Source organism: Fusobacterium ulcerans ATCC 49185, from assembly GCF_900683735.1.
Classification (GTDB): domain Bacteria; phylum Fusobacteriota; class Fusobacteriia; order Fusobacteriales; family Fusobacteriaceae; genus Fusobacterium_A; species Fusobacterium_A ulcerans_A.
On record NZ_LR215979.1, the window covers coordinates 712,378 to 727,483 of the forward strand.

The 15,106-nt window shown below is 24.7% G+C and carries 22 protein-coding genes; 17 read left to right on the forward strand and 5 right to left on the reverse strand.

The window, feature by feature from the left end; genetic code table 11:
- Nucleotides 1–58: 58 nt before the first annotated feature.
- From E0E45_RS03205 to E0E45_RS03220, 3 genes are all read left to right on the forward strand, one after another.
- Nucleotides 59–379: a hypothetical protein gene (locus E0E45_RS03205; protein ID WP_130889824.1), complete on the forward strand. Its 321-nt coding sequence runs from the start codon at nucleotides 59–61 to the stop codon at nucleotides 377–379.
- Between the two features lie 1,070 nt (nucleotides 380–1,449).
- The gene (locus E0E45_RS03215) at nucleotides 1,450–1,860 is read left to right on the forward strand and encodes a hypothetical protein (protein ID WP_130889826.1); all 411 of its coding nucleotides are present in this window, start codon (nucleotides 1,450–1,452) and stop codon (nucleotides 1,858–1,860) included.
- 225 nt (nucleotides 1,861–2,085) lie between these two features.
- A complete protein-coding gene (locus E0E45_RS03220) occupies nucleotides 2,086–2,364 on the forward strand; it encodes a hypothetical protein (protein ID WP_130889827.1) in 279 nt (92 codons plus the stop codon).
- A 427-nt stretch (nucleotides 2,365–2,791) separates the two neighbouring features.
- Here the strand turns inward: E0E45_RS03220 and E0E45_RS03225 are convergent, their stop codons facing one another.
- Complete coding sequence (locus E0E45_RS03225; protein WP_130889828.1) at nucleotides 2,792–3,820, reverse strand: tyrosine-type recombinase/integrase; 1,029 nt, start codon at nucleotides 3,818–3,820, stop codon at nucleotides 2,792–2,794.
- A gap of 147 nt (nucleotides 3,821–3,967) precedes the next feature.
- Between E0E45_RS03225 and E0E45_RS03230 the strand changes: the two genes are divergently transcribed.
- The 4 genes from E0E45_RS03230 to E0E45_RS03245 all read left to right on the forward strand — a co-directional run bounded on the left by E0E45_RS03230 (nucleotide 3,968) and on the right by E0E45_RS03245 (nucleotide 7,924).
- Nucleotides 3,968–4,405, forward strand: coding sequence for a helix-turn-helix domain-containing protein (locus tag E0E45_RS03230; RefSeq protein WP_130889829.1), 438 nt, complete (start codon nucleotides 3,968–3,970; stop codon nucleotides 4,403–4,405).
- Between the two features lie 50 nt (nucleotides 4,406–4,455).
- A complete protein-coding gene (locus E0E45_RS03235) occupies nucleotides 4,456–5,517 on the forward strand; it encodes a hypothetical protein (RefSeq protein ID WP_130889830.1) in 1,062 nt (353 codons plus the stop codon).
- A 4-nt stretch (nucleotides 5,518–5,521) separates the two neighbouring features.
- Entirely contained in the window at nucleotides 5,522–7,012 is a 1,491-nt protein-coding gene (locus E0E45_RS03240; protein ID WP_130889831.1) for a hypothetical protein, read from the forward strand.
- A gap of 306 nt (nucleotides 7,013–7,318) precedes the next feature.
- Nucleotides 7,319–7,924, forward strand: a complete 606-nt coding sequence (locus E0E45_RS03245; RefSeq protein ID WP_130889832.1) for a sce7726 family protein — start codon at nucleotides 7,319–7,321, stop codon at nucleotides 7,922–7,924.
- Here E0E45_RS03245 and E0E45_RS03250 read toward each other — a convergent pair.
- The 3 genes from E0E45_RS03250 to E0E45_RS03260 all read right to left on the reverse strand — a co-directional run bounded on the left by E0E45_RS03250 (nucleotide 7,860) and on the right by E0E45_RS03260 (nucleotide 10,208).
- Complete coding sequence (locus E0E45_RS03250; RefSeq protein ID WP_130889833.1) at nucleotides 7,860–8,966, reverse strand: beta family protein; 1,107 nt, start codon at nucleotides 8,964–8,966, stop codon at nucleotides 7,860–7,862. The genes E0E45_RS03245 and E0E45_RS03250 overlap by 65 nt on opposite strands.
- 211 nt (nucleotides 8,967–9,177) lie before the next feature.
- Entirely contained in the window at nucleotides 9,178–9,837 is a 660-nt protein-coding gene (locus tag E0E45_RS03255; protein ID WP_130889834.1) for an ImmA/IrrE family metallo-endopeptidase, read from the reverse strand.
- 11 nt (nucleotides 9,838–9,848) lie between these two features.
- A complete protein-coding gene (locus tag E0E45_RS03260) occupies nucleotides 9,849–10,208 on the reverse strand; it encodes a helix-turn-helix domain-containing protein (RefSeq protein ID WP_130889835.1) in 360 nt (119 codons plus the stop codon).
- A gap of 164 nt (nucleotides 10,209–10,372) precedes the next feature.
- Between E0E45_RS03260 and E0E45_RS03265 the strand changes: the two genes are divergently transcribed.
- Nucleotides 10,373–10,579: a helix-turn-helix domain-containing protein gene (locus E0E45_RS03265; protein WP_130889836.1), complete on the forward strand. Its 207-nt coding sequence runs from the start codon at nucleotides 10,373–10,375 to the stop codon at nucleotides 10,577–10,579.
- A gap of 70 nt (nucleotides 10,580–10,649) precedes the next feature.
- Here E0E45_RS03265 and E0E45_RS17550 read toward each other — a convergent pair whose 3' ends face one another.
- Nucleotides 10,650–10,796 carry a hypothetical protein gene (locus tag E0E45_RS17550; protein WP_172604138.1) on the reverse strand — a complete coding sequence of 49 codons (147 nt, stop codon included), beginning with the start codon at nucleotides 10,794–10,796 and terminating at the stop codon, nucleotides 10,650–10,652.
- Nucleotides 10,797–11,196: 400 nt separating this feature from the next.
- On the opposite strand from E0E45_RS17550, the gene E0E45_RS03270 reads away from it, so the two are divergent.
- The 9 genes from E0E45_RS03270 (at nucleotide 11,197) to E0E45_RS03305 (ending at nucleotide 15,104) form a co-directional block, all read left to right on the forward strand.
- Complete coding sequence (locus tag E0E45_RS03270) at nucleotides 11,197–11,931, forward strand: KilA-N domain-containing protein (RefSeq protein ID WP_130889837.1); 735 nt, start codon at nucleotides 11,197–11,199, stop codon at nucleotides 11,929–11,931.
- 41 nt (nucleotides 11,932–11,972) lie between these two features.
- A complete protein-coding gene (locus E0E45_RS03275; RefSeq protein WP_130889838.1) occupies nucleotides 11,973–12,167 on the forward strand; it encodes a hypothetical protein in 195 nt (64 codons plus the stop codon).
- Nucleotides 12,168–12,296: 129 nt separating this feature from the next.
- A complete protein-coding gene (locus E0E45_RS03280; protein WP_130889839.1) occupies nucleotides 12,297–12,590 on the forward strand; it encodes a hypothetical protein in 294 nt (97 codons plus the stop codon).
- A 5-nt stretch (nucleotides 12,591–12,595) separates the two neighbouring features.
- Nucleotides 12,596–12,856: a hypothetical protein gene (locus E0E45_RS03285; RefSeq protein ID WP_130889840.1), complete on the forward strand. Its 261-nt coding sequence runs from the start codon at nucleotides 12,596–12,598 to the stop codon at nucleotides 12,854–12,856.
- A gap of 9 nt (nucleotides 12,857–12,865) precedes the next feature.
- Nucleotides 12,866–13,402, forward strand: coding sequence for a hypothetical protein (locus E0E45_RS03290; RefSeq protein WP_130889841.1), 537 nt, complete (start codon nucleotides 12,866–12,868; stop codon nucleotides 13,400–13,402).
- Between the two features lie 99 nt (nucleotides 13,403–13,501).
- Nucleotides 13,502–13,666 (forward strand): hypothetical protein, encoded by a 165-nt coding sequence (locus tag E0E45_RS17555; RefSeq protein ID WP_172604139.1) that lies wholly within the window; start codon nucleotides 13,502–13,504, stop codon nucleotides 13,664–13,666.
- A gap of 10 nt (nucleotides 13,667–13,676) precedes the next feature.
- A complete protein-coding gene (locus tag E0E45_RS03295) occupies nucleotides 13,677–13,937 on the forward strand; it encodes a hypothetical protein (protein WP_130889842.1) in 261 nt (86 codons plus the stop codon).
- A 36-nt stretch (nucleotides 13,938–13,973) separates the two neighbouring features.
- The gene (locus tag E0E45_RS03300) at nucleotides 13,974–14,156 is read left to right on the forward strand and encodes a hypothetical protein (RefSeq protein WP_130889843.1); all 183 of its coding nucleotides are present in this window, start codon (nucleotides 13,974–13,976) and stop codon (nucleotides 14,154–14,156) included.
- 90 nt (nucleotides 14,157–14,246) lie between these two features.
- The gene (locus E0E45_RS03305; RefSeq protein ID WP_130889844.1) at nucleotides 14,247–15,104 is read left to right on the forward strand and encodes a phage replisome organizer N-terminal domain-containing protein; all 858 of its coding nucleotides are present in this window, start codon (nucleotides 14,247–14,249) and stop codon (nucleotides 15,102–15,104) included.
- The last annotated feature ends 2 nt before the right edge of the window (nucleotides 15,105–15,106 follow it).

Sequence of the window (15,106 nt, forward strand, 5' to 3'; positions counted from 1 at the left end):
GAAAAATATTGTTACTTTATGATGTAATTAAAAATAATATCTATGGAGGAAATGCTTTATGAAAAAAATTGTAATAATCTTTATGTTAGCTATGCTGTCTTTGAATATTTATGCTTCTGTTAAAGGAACAACATTGAATGGATATCTTTTTGCGAGAACTAAGGAACAAATGGTTAAGCTTGTGGAATATGTAAGAAATAACAATAAAAAAGAATTTATTAAATATATTAAAGAATTGCAGATAACAGGTGAGGGCGGAGCATTAGATGGAGGGTTGGAAGTTGAAATTGTAGACAGCAGTCAAGGATTGGTTCAAATAAGGTTAGTTGGGAGAACAGAAACAGTTTGGACAGTAACAGAAGCAATAAATAGAGAATAATTAAAAAAGTTGGGGGAAAATTTATTAGCTTAATTTTCAGCATAAATTTTGCTGTTAACTAAGAATAAAAAATAGATAGAGATTAAAGAAATCATTAAATAATAAGTGTTGTGGTTGGTCACAAGTATAAAATAAAATATCTGTAAATTAGAAATAGGATCTAAGACATTGGGAGTCTCAGATCCTATTTCTAAATTTGGTTAAATTTAAAATACAGTAACACTTCAAGGAAAGGGTCATCTTTATAATATCATTAGTTTAATATTTTGTCAACAAATATTTTGATAATCAAAAAATATTTTTTAAGAAGTATTATATATTTTGTTAAAAATATCTCTAAAATTATAGAAAATAAAGATATAGATAATTCTAATTTTAATAAATAAAAAAACTAGTGAAAAAATTATTTTCACTAGTTAGAATAAAATTTATAAATTGTTTGAACGCAATGATTTTTTCTTTAAAAATTGATAGATAAAAGAAGTGATAAATGTATTAACGATTCCAAGAGTTAGTGTTATTAATATATTTTGAAATAAATCTGAAATATCTAGACAATCTAAAAGTGTTCTAGTAAATACTATAGAAAAGGTATTTGTGAGAGAAAAGTTAAAATAAAAGCTGATGAGAGTATAAATTAAAAAATATTTAAATTTAAAATCTTTATCTCTCAACCAATATATAAAAATTATAAAATAAAAAGAAAAATAGACATATTTTTTTATATTGAATAAATGTATACTTACAAAAATTTGTAAAAATATAGCAATGAAAGTAAATATAATTCCAAGTATAATAAGAAATTTATCAAATTTTTTATTCATAAAAGACCTCCTAATTGATGATAAATTTTATCATAATTTTAAGTTCGTTACAAGAAAATTTGATGTCTTTAAAATAGGAATATAGGATGTTTTAAAAAAAGATATAAGGTTTTAAATCTTGTTTGGAATGAGACTTATATATAATTTTATTTGAAAATTGTATTGTTTTAAGTAGACAACACAAATCAATTTCTGTTAAACTACAAATACAATTAAGAATTACTAGGAGAGAAGAGGTGTTTATTTTTGGAAGGAAGATGTAAAAGATGTAACAAAAGACTTTTTTGGTTTAAAGAAGTAAATATGTATAGAGGGGAAGAATATTGTAATAAATGTTATGAGATACTTTCTAGGGAAAGTAAAAAAGGAATAGAAATAAATGGAAGTGAAATAGTTAAAAAAGAAGAAAAAATAAAATCTGAGCCTGATAAAAAATTATTTGAAGATATAAGTATAAATGATAAAGGTGGTATAGGTTGGTTACTGATTGGTCTTTTAAGTTCAGGAATAGGGATTATATTATTTGTTATTTTTCATAAAAAATATCCTAAAAGAGCCAAGTCATTACTTTTAGGAGTAGGACTAAGTGTAATACTTCCTATTGTAATATTTGGAATAATGGTGATTATAGAATTAATTTCAGGAGAATTAACTTAATATAAGATTAAATAAAATGTTTCTAAAGTATCTAGTTAAAAAATTATATTTTGAGAAGCATTTTTTATTTTTGCAGTGATTATAAAATAGTTATCTTAAGAAGCAAATAAAATTTTAAAGGAGAATTTTTATATTAGATAATTTACATATTTGGTATGTTTTAAATTTAGGTGTTATGATGAGTTATCTCTAGAGAAAAAGTAACTTTTATAGGAGGTAATAAATATGCAACAAATTGTATTAAAAAATGTTAAAATCGGAAATATTATAAGAGATGTTATTTTTCAAGCAGATACAATAACTTCTTTTCCCAAAACTCTTGGGTATGTTTGTGAAGGAAATGTGACATGGGATACTAGTATTGTTATGAATGATACAACTTATGAATGTACTGGATATACTGGATTTGCAAATAATGCTTTTAAAATTAGTAAAGTAAGATTAAATCTTACTCTTAGTCAACCTGGAAATATTCCAAATAAAGTAGTGATTAGTTTTAATTAATCATTTTTAAAATCAGGAAGATTAATGTCTTCCTGGTTTTTATATTCTGTTCTATTTGATAAAAACACTTTGGGTACCTAAGTAATTTAATAAATATTTAATTTTGTACTATTTATTTTGATATGGCTTATTTTTAAAGAGTTTTAAATGGTCCAAACTTCTCTTTTTTATTCAGTAATTTTCTCAAACACACAACAAAAGCTCCCTTGAGAGTGAGAGCTTTTGTTCGTAGAAATTAAAATGTAATAAAATAACAAAATTCAAAAACAACAAACTATCTATATTCCTTGAAAATGAATAGATAAAAATGGGTATAAAATTACATGAAATTTTCTCGGGTGGTCACGCGTTGGTCACAAATAGAAAATTTTATAGTATTTAATATTTAATACTAATATATTGTTGATAAAAATTTTAACATATAAAATTAATTTATCTTTTCTATAGCTTTTTTGAGTTCATCTATACTTTTATGTGTGTATACTTGCTCAGTAAGATCAAAGCTGCTATGGCCAATTATATTTTTAATTGCTGTGGTATTTGCATCAGCATTATTTAAAAGTGTAGCAAAGGTATGCCTGCAATCATGGGCACTGTGATAGTGTAATTTTAATTCTTTTGTTAATTTATCTAAAGCTCTTCTATAATGTTGATGCTTTGCTCCATATGTATTACCTGGAAACTCAAAAATATATTCACTAGAAGTCATTTTATACCTATTGAGGATTAGTCTATATATTTTTGAATGGATTGGAACTACTCTTTTTTTACCAGCATCTGTTTTTATTCCAGCTCCTTTGATAATTCCACTTTCTAAATCAACATTCTCTTTTTTCATAGCTATAATTTCACCAATACGCAATCCAGAATAAATCATAATGAGTGTTGTATCTACCTCTTCATGTTTATATAAATTATTCCATAATTCTTGTATTTCTTCATCAGTAAATGTTTTCTTTTCACGTTTAACCTCATGTTTTTTCCTGTATTCTAAAAATAGGCTATAGTCTTTTTCTATCAAGTCATTTTTCATAGCAAACTTAGAAACTTTGCTAAATAAGTTTTTTATTTCAATACCTATTGAATGGGTGTTTTCATCTAGAATTATTGAAAAATCTGTGTGACGCAATTCTTTAAATTTGACATTGTGTAAAATAAAACATTTTTCAAACATTCTTTTATACACATATTGACGTTCCTTACTTAATAGAGGGAATTCATAATCAACCCATCTGTCATATATATTTTTAAAAGTAAGTTTATCAAGAGATAAATCCCTTGGGTTAGTTTGAAAAGCTGCTAAAGCTTCTACAGCTTCTTTTTTAGTTTTATAGCATCCTAAATTAACTCTGTAGGTTCTTCCATCAGAATTTTTAGTTGCTATTCTTACTCTCCAAGGATTACGCCTATTTCCAGTTAATTTGGTTATACTACCAGTTCCATTAGCTCTTTTCATAAAACAATCTCCTTAGTATTAAAACTATATTTCTATAAAATTTATTATCAATATAGTATATCGATAGCTATACGATGTCAATCTTTTTTTACTTTTTATGGAAAATAAGTTATAATATAATGAAAAATAAAAATTAAGGTGAGAATAATGAGTTTTGGAAAAGAGTTAGAAAAAATAAGGAAAAAGAACAAAGATAGCCTTAGAAAATTAGCTGAAAAAACTGGAGTAACTCATAGTTATATTCAACAAATCGAAAATGGAACTCGACCTTCAAGTTTAGAATTTTTAGAAAAAGTAACAATAATTTATTCAGAAGATAAAGAAGCTTTAGAATTAACATATTGTAAGGAAAAAATCCCTAAATCTATCTATAGTAGAATAGATGAAATGACTAATATAATATTAAAAGAGGATTCTTTTAATATCTTTTTTTTAAAATTATTTAGTAAATTAGATATTAATGGAAAAAAACAAGTAATGGAATTGATTGTAAGTAAATTAGAAAAGCTGAGTGATGATGAGAAATACAAAAAAGATGAGAAGCTATTAGAAGAGATAAGAGAGTTTATAAAAAAAATTGGATAAAATCATTTACAAGTTATAAATAAAAATATATACTTAAGAAAAGGTGAGTTATGAACAATAAAAGACAGGCTACAGCTAGTGCAAAGGGGTACATTTTACAAAGTTATTTTGGAATATATTTTTTCTTTAAAGATGAAAATTATAAAGAAATTGATTGGGTTAAAATTGAAGGAGAAAAAGAAGATATAGAAATTTATTATTATGATAAAACTAAGGATTATATTCAAGTAAAAACTCAAGAAAAACCAGCAAAAGCCACTTGTTTTGATGGAAAAAAATTTAAAAAAGGAATTTTAACACTATATGAAGCCCTTGAAGTAGCTGAAAAAGAAGGTGAAAAAGTAAATAAACTTATTCTAGCTAATAATATGTTTTTTCAGGGAATAAAAAGATTAGATAAAAAAATAGAAAAAGGAGAAGAAGAAAATTTTATCTATAATTTATATGAAGATTTTTCAGATGAGGAAATTTCTGATTTTTCTAAAAAAGTTAATTATACTATAGATCAAAAGCTTTATTTGGCTAGAATAGATGATTCTTTTTTATTGAATCAATCTAAAATTATCCCAGAGTTAAAAAAAATAATAAATAAGTTAGCATTGAATGACATTGAAAGTAATATTTATGATGCTTTAAAAGTATTGTTTACTGAAAATAGTTGTGATCGTATAAAAAAAATTACCAAAAAAAATGTAGCATGGACATTTATAAAAAAGAAAATAAACCAAGAAAAAATAGTTAATAAATTTAATGAAGAATTTAGTAAAGAATTAGATGATTCAGATGTAACTGATATAGAGTTCTTGCTAGAAGATGTGAGTATTATTGATATGATAGAAAACTATTCGGAATACTATGAAATTTATATGCATTTCCAAAAATTAAGTGAGGATTTTTTTATAAGCAAGGGAAAGCCTAGTAAAAATAATATCAAAGAATTTATTGAATATATATCTATCCCCTTTAAAGAAAAAGAATATTTATATATAAAATGCTCAGATAATTACAAAGAACAAGAAATTAAACTTATTTATTATTTTTTCTCTTACTACATGTATTTGAAAAAAAATGATGCTAGAAAAATATATGATGAATTTGACATTAGGGGATGAAAATATGAAAATATCAAAATTAATAATAGAACATTCAGAAAAAAATTTAACCCTATTTCCTAGAAAAACAGTATATGATTTCGGAGAAAATACTTTAATAACTAGTCATGCTGGAAATACTCAAGGAAAAACTACTTTAATAAGATTTATTTTATATGCATTAGGTTATAAAATTCCTCAAACTGATGGAATGAAAATATATGAATACAAAACTAATCTAGAAGTTTTACATGATAATAAAAAATATTCTTTAATTAGAGATGGGCAAAAGCAATATATTACAGATGGAAACAATACAACACAACTTGTTCAAGCTAATGATTTGGGAGAATCTATTCCTATGCTAAGTATTGTTTTAGGAATAAAAAATGAATATATATCTAGTTCATTACTGGGGTGTTTTTACATAGATCAAGAAAAAGGTTGGACTTTATTGAACAGAGGTATAGTTATAGGAAAAATTAGATTTAATATTGAACAATTTCTTATAAATATTGAAAACAAAGTAGAATTTGAAAATTATTTTTTAGAAAACAGAACTCTTGAGAATGGAATAGAAAGAGCTAACTTTTTATTAAAAGTAATGAAAGAAAATTATATTTACAATGAAACTCCAGAAGAAAATAGAAAAGAAATTATTAATACAATTAAAAATTTAGAAAAAGAAAAAAATATATTAAGTCAAAAGATTTATTCAAAAAAAAGAGAACTAGATATTTTAAAAGATATTTTATTTCAAAATGAAAACTTTGCTAAAAAGATTGAAGATATGAATATTATTATCAATTACAATGGAAAAGATATAGTAGTTAATAAAGAGAACTTAAAGTCATATGATTATAACAATGATATTTTAGAAATGAAAAGAAATGAAATAGAATTAGAAATAGTGTACTTAGAGAAAGAAAATAATAAAATAAAAACTGAAATAAGAAAAATAAGGAAAGATAATGAAGAAACAGATTCTAACAATGAATTGTCAAAACTTTTTAGCAAATTAAAAAACAATGACTTTTCAGCAGAAGAATTAGAATTGCTTAAAGATTCTAATAGAAGAAAAATAAAAGAAAATAATAAAATTATAAATGAAGAAATAAAAAAAACTATTGATGAATTTTGGGAAATATTGCTTCCTATTTTAAATGATTTAGAAATAGGGAAAGAATACAAAGATAAAAAAATAATTTTAACTAATGATATGGCAGGAAAATCAGGAACACAGATGCATCAGTTATCATTAGCTTATAAAATTGCATTAACTAAATTGGTTGAAGTTAAGTTTGGAATAAAACTTCCGTTTATAATTGATTCTCCAAGAGCAAGTGAAATGAAAGAAGAAGTAGCTACTCTAATGTTAGAAATTACTAAAAAATATTTACCTAATAACCAATTAATAGTTTCTTCTGTTTTCTTTGATTTTGAAACAAATTTTCAGTTTGATAAAAAAATTTTTTTAGAAGATGGAGTGGTTAAAGAATTAGAAAAATTTATTTAAGTCTGAATAGTAATTTTTAAGAAATAAACTTTTTTATCAAAATAATAAAGAATGATTTAAAACTCACACTTTGAGTAGTGTGAGTTTTTTTGTTTAAAATAGGCTAATATTTATTACTTAGTTAATTTAATAATGGTAATTTTATCAACTTAATATTTTTATGTTCTTTCTTAAATTAATACACCAAGAGTGTAAAAAGAAATTAAAGTTGATACATTTTTTATGTTTTTAAGTTATTTTTATAGTTTGACATTTTATATTTTTAATTATAAAATAGCTGTATAATATTTCTAGGAGGAAAGTGTCTTGAAAATTTATGATAAAGATATTAGACCAATTTTATATGATAAAATTTCAAACTTGAAGGAATTTACTTCAGATAATACTTCTATTATTATAGATGAATTTCCTGTAGTTGAAGGATCTGCTAGAGTTGATATAGCTGTGGTTAATGGAAAACTACATGGTTTTGAAATTAAAAGTGAACAAGATACATTAGATAGACTTTCAGATCAAATATTCTTTTATAATATGGTTTTTGATAAAATGACATTGGTTGTTTCTGAGAAGTTTAAAGATAAATTAATAAACATAATTCCTAAATGGTGGGGGATATATTATATAAAAACAGTTGGAAATAAACCTAAGTTAGTTGTAGAAAAAAAATCAAAATTGAATAAAGATATTAAAATAGAGGCATTTCTATCCTTATTATGGAGAAATGAAATGCTGGAATTATTGTTATCTAATAATATTAAAAAAGGAGTGAAATCTAAAAATAAAGAAGATCTCACTCAAATTATTATAAAAAATTTTTCTTTTAATGAAATTAAAAACTTCACTAGACTTAAATTAAAGACTCGTAATATTGAGAGAGCTGTTCTAGTATCAAAACTATGTGATGATTTGTAGTATATTCTATTACTTGTTTAGGTGTTCCCTTGCTTTTAGGATCATCTAATATTTCTTTTAGTTTTTTATCTCCAGTTGAAAAATCTTCTCCTAAAAATTTATCAGAATCTATTAGCTTTTTTATAAGCTCCTTGATAGAAATTTTAGGTGTTTGCAATTTTTTATCAGCATTTTTTCCTTTTAATAAAAAATATGACTCTGGTAAAGTATATCTTATTTTTGCCAAAATGCTTTGTTTATTTATTTTTGAAAAATCTATCATAACATCAACATTTTTAGCTATTCCATAATCTGAATAAATAAATTTTAAATTTTTAAATTTAGAACATAGTTTTTTAAAAATTTCAAACTCTAATTTTAAAAATTCTTTTGTTCCTCCATTCTCAATTTCTTCAAGATTTTTAGGTAAAGAAGATGAAGATATGATTATTTCATTTTTTAGATCATTTTTTTCAAAAAATTCTAATATTTTTTTTGCTTGACTATAATTTTCTCTAGTATTGCTATCATTGTATGCATCTTGTAGATCAAGATTAATCAATATTTTAAATTCTTTTTCATATTTTTTTACAATATTTAAAATTTCTTCTTCTTCCATTTCATCTATAAAAATTGGCAATTTCATTCTTAAAATAAAGTTTTTTATTTTTTTATTTTGCAATATATTTTTTTCAAAGATAGAAAAATATTTACTTTCAACTACTGGAATAATATTTTCATATTCTTCTACCATTGTTTCTAAAAACTCATAATGATTTTTACTATCTAAGCCATAAAAAGAAGCACAAGTTTTATCTATATTTTTTTTCAGTGATTTTTTTGTTTTTTCTATTTCCTGCTCTTGCTCACTTTCAGTTTTAAATTTTTTTAATTCTTCAATTGTTTTCATTTCAAATATTGGAATCATTTTATTTTTATTTTTTTTTTCTAACATATAATAACCATTAAACTCACCTTGATTTGCTTTTAAAATAGGCATATAAATAATATTGTCTATAATTTTAACCTCCTTTGATTGATGTATTGTTAGATCATTGTTCATTATTTACCTCCTTTTTATCTTGATTTGTAAAATTTATGTTAAATTTTTTCACTTTAGGATAGTAAAATCAAAGTTATTTAGTTATGATATTTAATTTTATTTAAAAGCAATATTAATTATTTTTTATAAAATTATTTCCAGTTTTAATAAATTTAAGAATAATTTAAAATTCTTACTTGAATATGATTCATGTGAATTAAAGATGTTTTATTTAGAAAATTCTCTGTTTAAAAGTGTTCAAAATAGGAGTGTTATAACCTTCTATAAATCTTGAAACAAATAAATGAGAAGTAGCTTCAGAAAGACCACAATTATAGTGAAGAAATAGTTTCAATCTTAATGCTAACGAAGGTGAATCAATACCAAATTTTTGACAAAGAAATTTAAAACTATGTTCTTTGATAATATGATTATAAAGTGCCATATCATTAATCATAAAAATTAAAGCGCCAAAGTCTGCTTCTGCTTCATCTCTTTGCTCAGATTCAGAATAAGCAAAATAATTTAAAATTTTAGAAAAGTTTTGAGAATGCAGATTAGATTTTGTATGCATTAATCCATGAGTTGTTTCATGCATTTTTGTTAAATTTTGTTTTTCTTTACTAATATTAGAATTAACATTAACCCCTATAACTATTTTTCCATTTTCTCCTCTTACTAAACTTCCAGCTATGATATAAGCTTTGTCAGATAAAGGATAATCAGCATAAGTATAATTAAATTTTTCTTCATAATATTTTTGAATTTCTTTGAAAGTGATATCATTGAAAGAAATTTTAAAACAATCATTAATATCTCTAATTACTTGTGTTATTTTAAAGTGAAGAAATCTATACATCTCTTCTGAAACCTCAATATTTCCATAACGCATCCAGAAATCACTCAATCCTTTTTATTTTTTAATTTTGAAATTAGGTAATCAGTAAAAGAATCAAGTTCTTTCTTCAATTCTTCTATATCAGCAGTTTTTAATCCATCAGTATCTATTTTATATGTAATAAAAGGGTCTTCTATAGAAGTTGCATTTTCTACATTTTCTTTTTCCCATCCCATTAAGATACCAGGAGACACTTTTAATACTTCTGCAATTTTTTCTATTTTATCTGAAGGAATATTAGTAATAACTCCACTTTCGTATCTTTGAATAGTTTGTTTACTTGTTCCTACTTCATTAGCTAAGGCTTCTAAAGTAAAGTTTCTTTTTAATCGATATTTTTTTATATTAGTATTTAATATTCCCACAACTAAGCCTCCTTATGTTATTGTTTATATTAATTATAACATATTTCACATGTTATGCAACTAAAAAGTTTAAAAAAAGCAAAAAAATCACTTGACACGTGATAGAAGACATGATAATATTTAGTTACTTGTTGAGTGACGAAACAAAAAAGGAGGTTTAAAATATGATAGATGTGAATGAGTTAAGAGGAATAATAGCAAAAAGAGGATTTTCACAAGCTAGTGTAGCTAAAAAACTAGAAATTACACCTAAAACTTTTTATGAAAAAATGAAAAAAGGAGTTTTTGACAGTGATGAAATAGAAGAAATGATTAATATCTTAAATATTGATAATCCAATTGAAATTTTTTTTAAAAAATCTGTCACTTAAAAAGTGACTTAATAAAAGCTTAAGTTAAAAAGTTTATTAGGGTAGCATTTTATTTACTACCCTCAATTAACTATTTCTTTTTAGAACTTTTTGTTGTCTTTGTTTGAGACAAAGCACTACCAGCAACAGATTTAGCAGCATCACTATATCTGGCATCTTTCAAAATTTTAGATGCAGTTGTTGCTACTCCTTTAGAAGTTTGCTTTTTATTTGCCATGGAAATCATCTCCTCATGAAATATGAAAAATAAAGATAATCAAAGAAAACATACCACCATTAGTTGTATTAGCGTTTTTATAGAACGATTTCTAATATCTATATATTATCATAAATAACAAAAATGTGTCAAGAGAAAAATGTATTTATTAGAGTAAGTTGGTGATGAAAAATAACAAGATTTAATTAATAGTATAGAAAATTGTATAAGATAAATTATTAATGTATTATCATGATGTAAATGTGATTACTTTTTTATGAAATATATGTTAATAAAAATGATTATTTTACGCTTCACAAGAGAAGAAAAATAAAATTAAACTCTTTTGAAAAGGAAAATTGAGATTAAAATTATAATTATAAAAATTTAAAATAATTAATAAAGATGTGGGAGGTAACTAATGAAAAACTTAGTAATTAAAGATTATTTAGGAAATAGTATGGAATTTAGAGTAGTAGATGGATGTGTATATGCAAATGCAAATAGAATGGCTGATGGTTTTGGAGGAAATCAAAAACTGAAAGATTGGAAAGATAGTCCTAATACCAAAAGATACCTTGAAGCCTTTAAAAGTAAACTAGGGAAAATTTCCCTAGTTAAAAGTGAAGAGGGAAGATATGGTGGAACATGGATACATGAAAAACTTATTTTAAATTTTGCAAGATACCTTAATGTAGAATTCGAGTTATGGTGTGATGAACAAATAGCTACTTTATTGAGAGAAGGGAGAGTAGAAAGTAAAAATCCTATTTCTAAAGAAAAAAGGCTTGAAATAATGGAAAAGAATGCTAATGTCAGAATGAGTAAACAATATTTAAAACTAGCAGAATTAACAAATAATCCAAGATACAAAGAAGTTTTAATTGCTTTGGGAACTAATACTATGAGTAATAAAGAAATTTTACCATTACCAAAATTAGAACAAAAAAGCTATACAGCTGAAGAAATAGGAGAAATATTAGGTATATCTAAAAATATGGTAGGAAGAATAGCAAATGCTAATGGATTAAAAATTGAAAAAAATGGTTATTTAGCTCAAGATAAATCACCTTATAGTAATAAGTCTGTAGAAGCTTTTAGATATTATGAGTGTGCTATAGAGGAATTTAAGAAAGTATTAAATGGAGGAAATTAAAAATAAATTATACATATGATGATTTAAAAAGAGAAAGAGTGATGGTGTTAATAGATAGTTTAATTATAGAATTAGCACAACAAGACAAGATTGTATTTTATAAGGATAGTGATATGAAGAAAAAACATACTTGTAATGAATCAGCAGAAATATTAATGAATATATTAAATGAGCGAGATGATGAAGAATATGAACAATTTTTAAATAATTTGAGAGAAACACTATTAGATTTATAAAAAGAGATGAGTTTATGACAAATAGGATGAATGAAAATGAGAAAAAAATAAAAGAAATTTTAGAACAGATGTATAGGTATACTATCAATTCAAATAAAATAGAAAATTCATAATTAAGGAGGAATAAATATGTTAATGGAGTCAAATAGCCAATTAACACCAGAGCAAAAGAATTTAATATTTTTCTTTTTACAAGCAACAGACATGGACAAAACTACAGAAGCTGAAAAAGAAATAATTACAGAAGTTTTTGAAATGGGAGAATACTTTGAAGGAATTAATCATGAAGAATTTAAAATTAAAGCTAATCAACTAGAAGAAAAAATTTTAAATCTCATAAGTAAACTAAAAAATCAATATTTTGATTATGGAGCAGTAGCTAGAGAAATATCAGAATATAAGTTATCAGAGGATAGGGAGTGAGGAATATGTTAACTGAAACAAGTAAAGAAATATTAGAATTCATTCAAACTTGTTATGACAATAGATGCTATAAAGATGAAGTATTTGAAAAAACAGAAGAGGTAATGAAAGAACTTTATAAGGTAAAGGAGCTTTTAAAGGGCACTGAAAATGGAAATGAAAGATCAGAAGCTTTAGAAAATGCTGTATTGGGTTCTTTACAAGTAGTTAAAGAAAAATATTTTGAATATGGAATGTTGTATATGGATACGGTAGTATCAAAATAAGGAGGAGTTATGAAAGACATGAGAAGTTATTTAGAAATTAGATATTCAGAAACTGAAAAAGAAATAGGATTTATAGAATTGATCAAAGATGAAGCTGGGGAAACAGTATCATTTCAAGAAATAGCAAGATTTAAAAATCCATCTGAGGCAGCAAAAGCAAGAAATATATTAAGGTATACTTGGCAGCAGTTTGATGAAGTAGATTTTAAAATAACACAAGAAAAATTAGATAATCCTGAGGCATCATATAAAACAATAGGAGAAGCTTCAGAAAATATTTTAATGAGGTATGATGCATTAATAAAAAAAGATGAAGAAAAAGAAAAATTTACTTCAAAGGAAGAGATGGCATTATTTTTACTTATTGGTGAATTGTTTAACTGTACAGGCCATAATTTTTATAAAGATGGGACATTACAAGAAAATATAAATTGGGAAGTTATTCATAAAATTTTAGAAGAAGAAGCAACAAAAGAGAAATTCTATGAAGCAATACTGGATATCTTGGCAGAAGAGATAAAAAAATATTGTGGAGAGGAGGAATAAATATGGATAGAGAAACTAAAACAATAGTAATTGAAGCACTTAAAGAAATTAGTGAGATTGCAAAAATTTTAAATACTCCAAGCGTTGAAGGGAGTGTAAATGGGTAGAGGTAAAAGTGCAACAAAGAAAAGGGCAAAGAGGATAAGAGAGAAAAATCAAGCTAACTTAGCAAAAATGAAAGAATTAGGAGCTCAATTAAAAGAAAAAGAATCACTTAAAAAATTGAGGGCAAAGAAAAAAGCACCAAGACAAAACATAGCTTAGGAGGTAAAAAATGGTAAAAGTCGGAGACAGTGAAGAAAAATTGACATTGAAACCAGAAGAAGCTAGAAAATGGTTAGGTAGAGGAACAGACTTTATAAGAGAACTCCTCATAAGTGGTGTTGAGTGGGGAGAAGCTGTTAAGATGCCATCAGGGCAATGGAATTTTATAATCTATACAGCAAAATTACTTACTGTTTTAGGTATTCCACATACTGTAGTAATTAAAAAAGCACCTGAAGATCTGGCAGGATCAACAAGTGCAAATAACTAAAAACGTTACTTGAATTATAGCACAGGAGGTGCTTAAATGACAATTAAAAAATTTATTAGAAGAAATATAGCAAAGACATATATTTTATCTGCATTGATAACAATACTGAGTATGCCAGTAGCCTATGAGCGCAGAGGATATTTTGCTTTAGGTGGAGAAATACTTATTCCACTTATACCTGTAATGTTGCATATGTGGATAAAAATAGAAGATATGTGAATAAATTCAAAAAGATAATTTTAAAGAAAATATATCTAACCTCTAGATAGAGAACTAGGGGTTAGATTATTGCAATGTTAAGGAGGAGAAATGTCTGTAACAAAAAAATATTACTGGTTAAAATTGAATATAGATTTCTTTGATAGAGAGGAAATAAAACTTATAGAAAATTCTCCAAATGGAAAAGATTATATTATTTTTTATATGAAATTATTGTTAAAAAGTACTAATACTGATGGAAGATTGATGTTCAAGGATGTTATTCCTTACACTGATGAAATGTTAGCAACTATAACAAATACAAATATAGATGTTGTGAGAAGTGCTGTAAAAATGTTTATTCAATTGGGTATGATGGATAAACTTGATGATGGAGCTCTATTCATGATTGAAACTCAAAATATGATAGGAAGTGAAACTGAATACGCAAAGAAACAGAGGGAATATAGAGAGAAAAAGAAACAAGAATTAATTGAGGACAAAAGAGAAGACAATATTGAGACAAAAAAAGACATTGTCCGACAAGAGAAAGAGATAGAGTTAGATAAAGAGATAGATATAAATAATACACACACAGAGAAAATTGAAAAAGTAGAAAATTTAAATAATGATCCTGTAATAATCCAGCAGGTATTAAAAAAATATAAAGAGTTAGGATTGCCAGAATATGAGTATAGACCAGATAACTACGTAATCCTTGAAGTATATAACAATTTAGGAGCTAATAAACTACTGGAAGCACTAAAGATAATGAGTGAAAGTGAATTTGTTAAAAACAATCTAAGCATTAACACTATATTCAAGCTAGATAATTTAAAAAAGGCTCTTAATGGGAATTTTAAGGAAAAGAAAAAAACAAAAGATAAACCTAAAGAATTTAAAAAAACAGAATATAAAGATTTTACAGGAGATATCATAGATGAAATACTTGGAATTGAAGGAGGATAAAA